This window comes from Rhodobium orientis, from assembly GCF_003258835.1.
Classification (GTDB): domain Bacteria; phylum Pseudomonadota; class Alphaproteobacteria; order Rhizobiales; family Rhodobiaceae; genus Rhodobium; species Rhodobium orientis.
The window spans coordinates 28715-39626 of sequence record NZ_NPEV01000049.1; the positions used below are offsets into that span (position 1 = coordinate 28715).

A 10912-nucleotide genomic window follows, 5' to 3' on the forward strand; every position below is an offset into this window, starting at 1 on the left:
GGGCCGGCCGCACCACGCGCCGGCGCGAAACCCTCGTTTTTTCAAGAAAGATCGTCCGATGATCCGAACCCTGTCATTCGCCCTTGCCGCATTGGTGCTGCTCGCCGCCGGCACTGCCGATGCCCAGCCGTTGCGCGCCCGCATGTGGGAGACGCCGCTCGGGCCCCAGTGCCATCTCGCCAAGGCCGCGGCCACCGGCAGCAACGCCGAACTGCTTGCCGCCATCGAGGACCTGATGACCGGCGGCGGCTCCAAGGAGGACCTGGAGCGCGCCAAGCAGCCGCTCCTGCGCCTGTTCCAGTCGCGCCGCCCGGCCGGCGCCAATGTCTATGAGCTCTATTCCTTCTCCGAGGACCTCACCGATACCCTCGTCATCGTCCGCTTCAGCGACGGCGTGCGCCTGTTCGTGCATATTTCCGTTGCCAAGGCCCGCGACGGTTGGGGCATCATGGGCCTTGTCTACAACGTCAATTGGGAAACCATCCGCCCGCGCCTTATGTTCACAGAGAACCGGCTCGAACCGTCCAAGTGCCCGTAAGGCTCCGGCCGGGCGAAAGCGGCAAGGGCCGGCCAACGAAAAACAGCACCGACCAGAAGGAACCGACCCGATGAAGAAACGCCTTTGCGCCTTTGCGGCCTCCGCCTTCCTTGCCGCTGCCGCGGCGCCCGCCGCCGCCGCGCCGCTCGACGAAAGCTGCGCGCTCGTCGATGCCCTCGTTGCCGGCGGCGGCGCCGGAGGTGTCCGCCAGCTCTCTGAGATGGCACGGAGCTGGAACGAGGCCGACCGGGCCAAGCTGGAGCCGCTGATGCTGCCGGTGCTGGCAAAATTCAACTACGCCCGCGGCGAGGTCTATTCGATCGCCGCCCTCGGCGATTCGCTGCAGGAGCACCTCATCGTCATGAACCTGACCAGCAGCGGCTCGGTCTATATGCGCGTGCTCTACGAGGGCAACGGATCGGGGATTTCCTTCATCAATGTCGACTTCGAGGCCAAGTTTCACGACATCCTGAAAAAGCCGGTTCTGATGGAACCGGTGGAGCTGCCCTGCAACTGATCGGGTACGGACCGGACCGGCGCGCACCCGATCCCGCGCCGGTCCTACGGTAACGCTCCCGGAAGGCCCCGGCTTGCGAGGTCGCGGCGCACTCCTTATATACGCCACGAAATTCGCCGGACACCGATCCGGCACCTGCATTTGAACATGGGGATCGGCCGGAGCCGTTCGGGTTCCGGCGATGAGCGGACGCCTCGTTGAGGGTCCGACCGGTCTGCCGAAAGGAGAAGCAAATGGGTAAGGTCATCGGTATCGACCTCGGTACCACCAACTCGTGCGTCGCCGTCATGGACGGCAAGGAAGCCAAAGTCATCGAGAACGCCGAGGGCGCGCGCACGACGCCCTCCATGGTCGCCTTCACCGACGACGGCGAGCGGCTGGTCGGCCAGCCGGCCAAGCGCCAGGCGGTCACCAATCCGGAAGACACGCTGTTCGCCATCAAGCGCCTCATCGGGCGTCCGTTCAACGACCCGACGACCAAGAAGGACATCTCCATGGTGCCCTACAAGATCGTCGGCGCCGACAACGGCGACGCCTGGGTCGAGGCCAGCGGCAAGAAATATTCGCCCTCGCAGATTTCCGCCTTCATCCTGCAGAAGATGAAGGAGACCGCGGAATCCTATCTCGGCGAGAAGGTCGACCAGGCGGTCATCACCGTGCCGGCCTACTTCAACGACGCCCAGCGCCAGGCCACCAAGGACGCCGGCAAGATCGCCGGCCTGGAAGTGCTGCGCATCATCAACGAGCCGACTGCGGCGGCCCTCGCCTACGGCCTCGACAAGAACGACGGCAAGACGATCGCCGTCTACGACCTCGGCGGCGGCACGTTCGACGTCTCGGTCCTGGAGATCGGCGACGGCGTCTTTGAAGTGAAGTCGACCAATGGCGACACCTTCCTCGGCGGTGAGGACTTCGACCTTCGCCTCGTGGAATACCTCGCCGACGAGTTCAAGAAGGAGCAGGGCATCGACCTGCGCAACGACAAGCTCGCCCTTCAGCGCCTGAAGGAAGCGGCCGAGAAGGCCAAGATCGAGCTGTCCTCGACCCAGCAGACCGAGATCAACCTTCCCTTCATCACCGCGGACCAGTCCGGTCCCAAGCACATGACCATGAAGCTGACTCGGGCCAAGTTCGAGGCCCTGGTCGACGATCTGGTCCAGCGGACCATCGCCCCCTGCAAGGCGGCCCTGAAGGACGCCGGCCTGTCCGCCGGCGAGATCGACGAGGTGGTCCTGGTCGGCGGCATGACCCGCATGCCGAAGGTCCAGGAAATGGTGAAGCAGTTCTTCGGCAAGGAGCCGCACAAGGGCGTCAACCCGGATGAGGTGGTCGCCATCGGCGCCGCCATCCAGGCCGGCGTGCTGCAGGGCGACGTCAAGGACGTGCTGCTGCTCGACGTCACGCCGCTGTCGCTCGGCATCGAGACGCTTGGCGGCGTCTTCACCCGGCTGATCGACCGCAACACCACGATCCCGACCAAGAAGAGCCAGGTCTTCTCCACCGCCGAGGACAACCAGACCGCGGTGACGATCCGGGTCTTCCAGGGCGAGCGCGAGATGGCCGCCGACAACAAGATCCTCGGCCAGTTCGACCTCGTCGGCATTCCGCCGGCACCGCGCGGCGTGCCCCAGGTCGAGGTCACCTTCGACATCGACGCCAACGGCATCGTCAACGTCTCGGCCAAGGACAAGGGCACCGGCAAGGAGCAGCAGATCCGCATCCAGGCCTCCGGCGGCCTTTCCGACAGCGACATCGAGCAGATGGTCAAGGACGCCGAGTCCCACGCCGAGGAAGACAAGAAGCGGCGCGAGGTGGCGGATGCCCGCAACCACGCCGAATCGCTCGTCCACTCGACCGAGAAGTCGCTCGCCGAATATGGCGACAAGGTCTCCGAGGCCGACAAGTCGGCGATCGAAGAGGCCGTTGCCGAAGCCAAGTCGGCGCTGGAAGGCGACGATGCGGAGCGCATCAAGGCGGCCACCCAGGCCCTTTCCACCGCCGCCATGAAGCTCGGCGAGGCCATGTACCAGGCCAGCCAGGGCGACGAGGCCGGTGACGGCACGGCCGGCGAAGAAGGCGCCGGCGGCCAGGACGACGTGGTCGACGCCGACTTCGAGGAAGTCCAGGACGACGATTCCAAGAAGTCCGCCTGACCGCCCGGCGGTCGCCAAGCGGACCCCGCGACCAACATGCACCTGCTCGCCCGCCTTTCCGGCCGGCGGGCAGGTGTTCTGCAAGATACCCGCGAATGCCGGGGTCGCTGACGGCCCCGGGGTGAACGTACCGGATGTCAAAGGGCCGCCGCGTGCTCTTGCTTGGCCCGATATGGCCTGACCGTTATAGTCGCTCGCGAACCGGGGCCCGCCCGGGCCGAAATGCACCCGACGAGCGCCGGAAGACAAAGACATAGATGAGCAAGCGAGATTATTACGACGTTCTTGGCGTCTCCCGCGGTGCCGACGACAAGGAGCTGAAGAGCACCTTTCGCAAGCTCGCGATGAAGTTTCATCCCGACCGCAATCCGGGGGATGACGACGCCGAACACCGTTTCAAGGAAATCAACGAGGCCTACGAGATCCTCAAGGATCCGGACCGCCGCGCCGCCTATGACCGCTACGGCCATGCCGCCTTCGAGGGCGGGGCCGGGCCGGGCGGCGCCGGCTTCGGCAACGATTTCGCCTCGGCGATGTCCGATATCTTCGACGAATTCTTCGGCATGGGCGGCCGTCGCGGCCGCTCCTCCAGCGCCCGCGGCGCGGACCTGCGCTACAATCTGGAAGTCACCCTGGAAGAGGCCTTCGCCGGCAAGACGGTGGAGATCCGCGTCCCGACCACGGTGAGCTGCGAGACCTGTTCGGGCTCCGGCGCCAAGCCCGGCACCAGCCCGACCACCTGCCAGACCTGCGGCGGCACCGGCCGCGTGCGCGCCACCCAGGGCTTCTTCACCCTGGAGCGCACCTGCGCCTCCTGCCAGGGTCGCGGCGAGGTCATTTCCGACCCCTGCAAAACCTGCGGCGGTGCCGGCCGGGTCAGCCAGGAGCGCGCCCTCACCGTCAACATCCCCGCCGGCATCGAGGACGGCACCCGCATCCGGCTCGCCGGCGAGGGCGAGGCGGGCGTGCGCGGCGGGCCGCCGGGCGACCTCTACATCTTCCTGTCCATCCAGCCGCACCCGTTCTTCCAGCGCGACGGCGCCGACATCTTCTGCCGGGTGCCGATCTCCATGGTCACCGCCGCGCTTGGCGGCCAGATCGAGGTGCCGGTGATCGACGGCTCCAAGAGCCGCGTCAAGGTTCCCGACGGCACCCAGACCGGCAAGCAGTTCCGGCTGAAGTCCAAGGGCATGCCGGTGATGCGCTCCAGCCAGCTCGGCGACATGTACATCCAGGTCGTCGTCGAGACGCCGCGCAATCTGAGCCGGCGCCAGCGTGAGTTGCTCGAGGAGTTCGACAAGGAATCCTCCGACGGCAACCACCCGGATTCCGAGGGCTTCTTCTCCAAGGTCAAGGACTTCTTCGACAATCTGGGGACATAGAACCGCCCAGATTTGCTTCGAAGAATTGCGTCGAAAGCGCGCAGGCGAGCCACCCTGCGGCGCGATCGCATCGCCGCCGGCGCGTATCGGCACCGCAAGCCGCCAAGAAACGTGAAAGGGTCCAGGATGGAACCAGCACCGCAAACATCGCGACGCCGCATCGCCGGCCGGGTTTCCTCCAAGATCCTCGACGAGATGCGTTTCTTCCGCTCCTGGGTCGAAAGCCCGTTGAAGACCGGCGCCGTCAGCCCGTCGGGCCCGGCACTCGCCGCGATGATGGCCCGCCACGCCGAGCCGGACCGGGAAGGCCCGATCGTCGAACTCGGACCGGGCACCGGCGTCGTCACCGCCGCCCTCGCCAAGCGCGGCATTCCGCTGCGCCGGCTGATCCTGGTGGAGTTCAATCCCGCCTTCTGCAAGCTCCTGAGGACGCGCTTTCCGGGCGCAACGGTGATCGAGGGCGATGCCTATGCGCTGGGCGACACGCTGAAGGGCGCCCTTGGCGACCGCGCGGAGCGGCCGCTCGCCAGCATCGTTTCCAGCCTGCCGCTGTTCTCCCGTCCGCCGGCCGCGCGCCGCGAAATGGTCGACATCGGCCTGTCCCTGCTCGCCCCCGGCGCGCCCTTCGTCCAGTTCTCCTACGCCCTGGTGCCGCCGGTGCCGCCGCAAAGCGGCCGTTTCGACGTCGACAAATCGAGCTGGATCGTCAACAATTTCCCGCCGGCAAGGGTCTGGATCTACCGCCGCAGCGAAGATCCCGCGGCCTGAGGGATCGCCCGCCCGGCGACCTTCACCTGACGAGGAAGCCGGCACCGTGGCGCATCCGAAAATCCTTCTCCTGTCCGGCTCGACCCGCAGCGGCTCCTACAATACCAGGCTGGTCGACCTCGCCACGAAGCGGCTGGCGGAACGCGACGCCGAGCCGACCCGCATCTCGCTCGCCGACTATCCGCTGCCGATCTATGACGCCGACCAGGAGGCGAGCCGCGGCGCACCGGAGGAAGCGGTGGGGCTGCACCGGCTGTTCCTTGCCCATCAGGGCATCTTCCTTGCCAGCCCGGAATACAATGCCGGCGTCTCGCCGCTCCTGAAGAACGCGATCGACTGGATCAGCAAGGTCAGCGACGACAAGCACCCGCCGCTCGCCGCCTACCGCAACCGGGTCTTTGCCGTCTCGGCCGCCTCGCCCGGCCCCTATGGCGGCATCCGCGGCCTGATCGCCCTGCGCCAGGTGCTGGAAATCGGCCTCGGCGCCTTGGTGATCCCCGAACAGGTCGCCGTCCCCCGCGCCGATGACGCCTTCACGGCCGAAGGCGAACTCGCCGACGAACGGGCCGCCGGCTTTTTCGACGCCATGACCAAACGGCTGGTCGACGAGGCGAGGCGCTATGTCGCGCCCTGAGAGGGAAAGGAATGCTGCCGGCGACGAAGTCGTCGCCGAAGGCGCCGGGCGCCGTCCACCAAAAGTTTGCATCGGCGCCCGCGCTGCCTAAATAAGGGCGGCGCGCACCGGGAATCAGTTCGCGCGCCGGGCCGGCGCTGACCGGCCTTCCACGTGATTTTTCCAAGTGAAAGCCTTCCCCATGCCGCTTTTGATCGTCGCCACCGTCAACGCGTTCGCCGCGCTCCTTGCCCATGCGGTCGCCGGCCGAAAGCGTCGCAACGCCGACGGCTGGACGTTCGCAACGGCGCTGTTTTTCCCAGCGCTCCTGTTGCTGCTGGTCTTGCCGCAAAAGCCGGCCGTGGCCGAGGAGGCGGAAGACCTTGCCCTGGAGGGCGGAGCATGACCCATTTCGATACCTCGCGCGGCGCCGGCGGCGATCCGACCGGCTGGCGCGGCACCACCATTCTGACCGTCCGCAAGGGCGGTCGCGTCGTCGTTGCCGGCGACGGCCAGGTCAGCCTCGGCCAGACCGTGATCAAGCACACGGCCAAGAAGGTTCGACCGCTCGCCAAGGGCTCGGTGATCTCCGGCTTTGCCGGCGCGACGGCCGATGCCTTCACCCTGTTCGAGCGGCTGGAAGCCAAGCTGGAACAGTATCCCGAGCAGTTGATGCGCGCCGCCGTGGAACTTGCCAAGGACTGGCGCACCGACCGCTACCTGCGCCGGCTTGAGGCGATGATGATCGTCGCCGACAAGTCCACCACCCTGGTGCTGACCGGCACTGGCGATGTGCTGGAGCCGGAGGACGGCGTCATGGGCATCGGCTCGGGCGGCAACTACGCGCTCGCCGCCGCCCGCGCCCTGATGGACACGGACCAGGATGCGGAGGCAATCGCCCGCAAGGCGATGGCGATCGCCGCCGACATCTGCGTCTACACCAATGACCGGCTGGTCGTGGAAAGCCTCGATGCCGAATAACGCGTCCTTCGCCCCATTCGTCCCTGCGGCGGCCACCAGCAGATAACGGAAAAGGTATGACCGATTTTTCCCCGCGCGAGATCGTTTCCGAACTCGACCGCTACATCGTCGGCCAGAAGGACGCCAAGCGCGCCGTGGCCATTGCGCTCCGCAACCGCTGGCGCCGCCAGCGCCTGGAAGGTCCGATGAAGGAGGAGGTTCTGCCCAAGAACATCCTGATGATCGGCCCGACCGGCGTCGGCAAGACCGAGATCTCCCGGCGCCTCGCCCGCCTTGCCGGTGCCCCGTTCATGAAGGTGGAGGCCACAAAATTCACCGAGGTCGGCTATGTCGGCCGCGATGTGGAAAGCATCGTGCGCGATCTCGTCGAGGTAGGCATCGGACTCGTCCGCGACGCCAAGCGCAAGGGCGTGCGCGCCAAGGCCCATCTGCAGGCCGAGGAGCGGGTCGTCGATGCCCTTGTCGGCCAGAACGCCAGCCAGTCGACGCGCGACGCGTTCCGCACCAAGCTGCGCAACGGCGAGTTCGACGAGAAGGAAATCGAGATCGAGATCGCCGCGCCCGCCCAGATGCCGTCCTTCGACATGCCCGGCATGCCGGGCGCCAGCATCGGCGTCATGAACCTCAACGACATCTTCGGCAAGGCCTTCGGCGGCCAGCGCAAGTCCGTGCGCACGACGGTGCGCGAAAGCTACGAACTCCTGATCAACGAGGAATCGGACAAGCTGCTCGACGACGACCAGGTCGTCCAGGAAGCGGTTCGCGCCGTGGAGAACGATGGCATCGTGTTCCTCGACGAAATCGACAAGATCAGCGCCCGCGAGGGCCGCTCCGGCGCCGATGTCAGCCGCGAGGGCGTGCAGCGCGACCTCCTGCCCCTGATCGAGGGCACCACCGTCTCCACCAAGCACGGGCCGGTGAAGACCGACCACATCCTGTTCATCGCTTCCGGCGCCTTCCACGTTTCCAGCCCGGCCGACCTGTTGCCGGAGCTGCAGGGCCGGCTGCCGATCCGCGTCGAGCTGAAGCCTCTCGGCAAGGACGACTTCCGCCGCATCCTGACGGAGACCGAGGCCTGCCTGATCAAGCAGTACATCGCCCTGATGCAGACCGAGGAGCTGGAGCTGGAATTCACCGACGAAGCCATCGACGAGATTGCCACGATCGCCGTCGACATCAACTCCACGGTGGAGAACATCGGCGCCAGGCGCCTGCAGACGGTGATGGAGCGGGTGCTCGACGAGATCTCGTTCACCGCGCCGGACAAGGCCGGCCAGACGGTGACCATCGACGCCGACTATGTGCGCGACAATGTTGGCGACCTGGCCAAGAACGCCGACCTGTCCCGCTTCATCCTGTGATCCGGCGGTATCCGCCGTATGCATCGCGGCCGGCCCGCAAAGCGTTTGCGGGGCCGGCCGGAAAACCCATATCTTGCGTGAGGGATTGTGGCGCGGAAGCCGCAAAAGGCCCGTTTGTGTCGTTTTCCTGCAAATGGCGCTGGTCCGCCGGCGCGGCAGCGATTATGTCAACGGCCATCTGTTCGATTCGCATGCCGGGGCCGCTGCCGGGGTGGAAGGGCAACGACAGTCGACTATGCAAGCCAGATCAGCACGCTGCCGTAATGCTTTTACAGCGCCTGCCGGTGCCCGCCGGCCGGCCGCGCCGGGCGTTTTCCTTGCCGTCGTCCTCGCGCTCCTCGTCGGTATCCTGACGGCGCCGGCGCCGCTTGCCGCCGCCGGCATCTCCAAGGTGATTCCGGTTCCGGAAGGCAACCGGCTGACGGAGCAGCCCGATGTGCCGGTCGCCGCCCGCAACCGCACCCGCGAGACCAGGGACACCTTCGAGGGCAAGTATCGGTCGGTCTATGAGGCGCTGAAGGACGACCGGGACCTCATCGAAAAGATCGAGGAGGTGGCGGCGATCTACAAGATCGATCCGCTGCACATGATCGGCGCCATCGTCGGCGAGCACACCTACAACGTCAACGCCATCGACCAGCTCCAGACCTACTATCTGAAGGCGCTGGAATATGCCGGCACGCGCATCGTCTTCGCCAATGACGGCGAGACCGTCATGGAATTCGTCGAGCGCCCGCAATTCGATCACTGTAAGACGCTGAAGACGAGCAATCGCCTGTGGAGCTGCCGCGAGGCGGTCTGGGAGAACCGGTTTCGCGGCCGCGTCGTCGACGGCACCCGCTACGACAATGTGCGCTTCGGGCGGGCCTTCTTCCAGCCGCTGTTCGCCGGCCAGACCTTCGGCCTCGGCCAGCTCAACCCGCTGACCGCCCTGAAGATGAACGACACCGTGGTGAAGATCGGCGGCCTTGACCGCCTCGATCCGGCCAACGCCCCGGAGGTCTATCGCGCGATCATGGATCCGGACACCTCGCTCCACTATGTGGCCGCGGTGATCAAGGTCTCCATCGATTCCTACCGCGACATCGCCCGCTTCGACATTTCCGGCAATCCGGGCCTGACCGCCACGCTCTACAATGTCGGCAACGCCCCGGAGCGGGCCGAGAAACTGCGCCGGATCAACGCCCGCCGCGCCAAGAACGGCCGGCGGCCGGTATTCCCGGTGGAGAACTACTACGGCTGGTTGGTCAACGAAAAACTCGACGAACTGCGCAAGCTCCTGTAAATCGGTCTGCCGCGGCGGCTCGGGGGACCCAAAGCGCTTTGGCGCCTCCGCCTTGCCGTGCCCGTCAATGAATGGCAGCATGAGCGCATGATCGAGAGACGCATCCAGGACGAAGGCCACAAGCGCAAATTCATGGTCGTGCTCGACGACACGCCGGAATGCGACCGCGCGGTGGTGTTCGCGGCCAAGCGCGCCGAGCACACCGGCGGGTCGATGATCATGCTCTATGTCATCGTCCCCGGCGACTTCCAGCACTGGCTGGGCGTCGAGAAGGTGATGCGCGCCGAGGCCCAGGACGAGGCCGAGGAGGTCATGTCCCGTTATGTCGACCGGGTCCGGGCAACGGCCAGCGTCGAGCCGGAACAGGTGATCCGCGAGGGCGTCAAGTCGGAAGAGATCCTGAAGTTGATCGAGGAGGACGAGGACATCGCCATCCTCGTTCTGGCCGCCGGCACCGACAAGGAAGGCCCGGGTCCGCTGGTCACTTCGTTCGTCACCCGCGGCGGCGGCTCGTTCCCGATCCCGCTGACGATCGTCCCCGCCACGCTCACCGACGAGGAAATTGCCGCTCTCGCCTGATTGCCTGCAGGCCTCGGCTCGAGGACAAAACACCCGCAGTGCACGCACTGTGCACCGCCTTGCCACCTTGATGTCCGGCGGGAAATCTCTAATTCCATATCTCAGGTATGTAATGTTTGCGGGCCGGACGGCCGCAGGGAAAGACCGATCATGTTCATTCAGACCGAAGCCACACCCAATCCGGCGACCCTCAAGTTCCTTCCGGGCAAGCCGGTTCTTGCCGAAGGCACCCGCGATTTCCGCAAGGATGCCGACGCCTCGGCCTCGCCCCTGGCGAGCCGCCTGTTCGGCATTCCCGGCGTCACCGGCGTTTTCTTCGGCACCGACTTCATCTCCGTCACCAAGCAGGACGGCGACTGGCAGCACCTGAAGCCGGCCGTGCTCGGTGCCATCATGGAGCACTATGTCACCGGCGAGCCGGTGATGGCCGACGATACCGGGGCCGGCGGCACCGGCGAGGAGTTCTACGGCGACCGCGATGCCGACACCGTCGGCATGATCAAGGAACTGCTGGAGACGCGCGTGCGCCCGGCCGTTGCCCAGGACGGCGGCGACATCACCTTCAAGGGCTTCGAAGAGGGCATCGTCTACCTGTCGATGCGCGGCGCCTGCGCCGGCTGCCCGTCCTCCACGGCGACGCTGAAGCACGGCATCGAGAACCTCCTGAAGCACTTCGTGCCGGAAGTCGTCGAAGTCCGCCAGATCTGACCGCTTCGCCCGGTCCGATGGACCGGG

General features: G+C 66.2%; 12 protein-coding genes. All 12 read left to right on the forward strand.

The window, feature by feature from the left end; all coding sequences use genetic code 11:
• Positions 1–58: 58 nt before the first annotated feature.
• A complete protein-coding gene (locus CH339_RS18620) occupies positions 59–538 on the forward strand; it encodes a hypothetical protein (protein ID WP_111435883.1) in 480 nt (159 codons plus the stop codon).
• Positions 539–608: 70 nt separating this feature from the next.
• Positions 609–1055 (forward strand): hypothetical protein, encoded by a 447-nt coding sequence (locus tag CH339_RS18625; RefSeq protein WP_111435884.1) that lies wholly within the window; start codon positions 609–611, stop codon positions 1053–1055.
• Positions 1056–1288: 233 nt separating this feature from the next.
• Positions 1289–3208 carry a molecular chaperone DnaK gene (gene dnaK, locus CH339_RS18630; RefSeq protein ID WP_111435885.1) on the forward strand — a complete coding sequence of 640 codons (1920 nt, stop codon included), beginning with the start codon at positions 1289–1291 and terminating at the stop codon, positions 3206–3208.
• Positions 3209–3465: 257 nt separating this feature from the next.
• On the forward strand, positions 3466–4590 hold the full coding sequence (gene dnaJ / locus CH339_RS18635) for a molecular chaperone DnaJ (RefSeq protein WP_111435886.1): 1125 nt from the start codon (positions 3466–3468) through the stop codon (positions 4588–4590).
• 126 nt (positions 4591–4716) lie between these two features.
• Positions 4717–5358: a class I SAM-dependent methyltransferase gene (locus tag CH339_RS18640; RefSeq protein WP_111435887.1), complete on the forward strand. Its 642-nt coding sequence runs from the start codon at positions 4717–4719 to the stop codon at positions 5356–5358.
• 46 nt (positions 5359–5404) lie between these two features.
• Positions 5405–5992 (forward strand): NADPH-dependent FMN reductase, encoded by a 588-nt coding sequence (locus CH339_RS18645; RefSeq protein WP_111435888.1) that lies wholly within the window; start codon positions 5405–5407, stop codon positions 5990–5992.
• A 181-nt stretch (positions 5993–6173) separates the two neighbouring features.
• Positions 6174–6377, forward strand: a complete 204-nt coding sequence (locus CH339_RS18650) for a hypothetical protein (RefSeq protein WP_111435889.1) — start codon at positions 6174–6176, stop codon at positions 6375–6377.
• Complete coding sequence (gene hslV, locus CH339_RS18655; RefSeq protein ID WP_111435890.1) at positions 6374–6952, forward strand: ATP-dependent protease subunit HslV; 579 nt, start codon at positions 6374–6376, stop codon at positions 6950–6952. The genes CH339_RS18650 and hslV overlap by 4 nt, the downstream gene beginning before the upstream one ends.
• Positions 6953–7008: 56 nt before the next feature.
• Positions 7009–8313, forward strand: coding sequence for an ATP-dependent protease ATPase subunit HslU (gene hslU, locus CH339_RS18660; protein WP_111435891.1), 1305 nt, complete (start codon positions 7009–7011; stop codon positions 8311–8313).
• 235 nt (positions 8314–8548) lie between these two features.
• Positions 8549–9598, forward strand: a complete 1050-nt coding sequence (locus CH339_RS18665) for a DUF1402 family protein (RefSeq protein ID WP_111435895.1) — start codon at positions 8549–8551, stop codon at positions 9596–9598.
• An 87-nt stretch (positions 9599–9685) separates the two neighbouring features.
• Entirely contained in the window at positions 9686–10177 is a 492-nt protein-coding gene (locus tag CH339_RS18670; protein ID WP_111435896.1) for a universal stress protein, read from the forward strand.
• Positions 10178–10327: 150 nt separating this feature from the next.
• On the forward strand, positions 10328–10885 hold the full coding sequence (locus CH339_RS18675) for a NifU family protein (protein WP_111435892.1): 558 nt from the start codon (positions 10328–10330) through the stop codon (positions 10883–10885).
• The last annotated feature ends 27 nt before the right edge of the window (positions 10886–10912 follow it).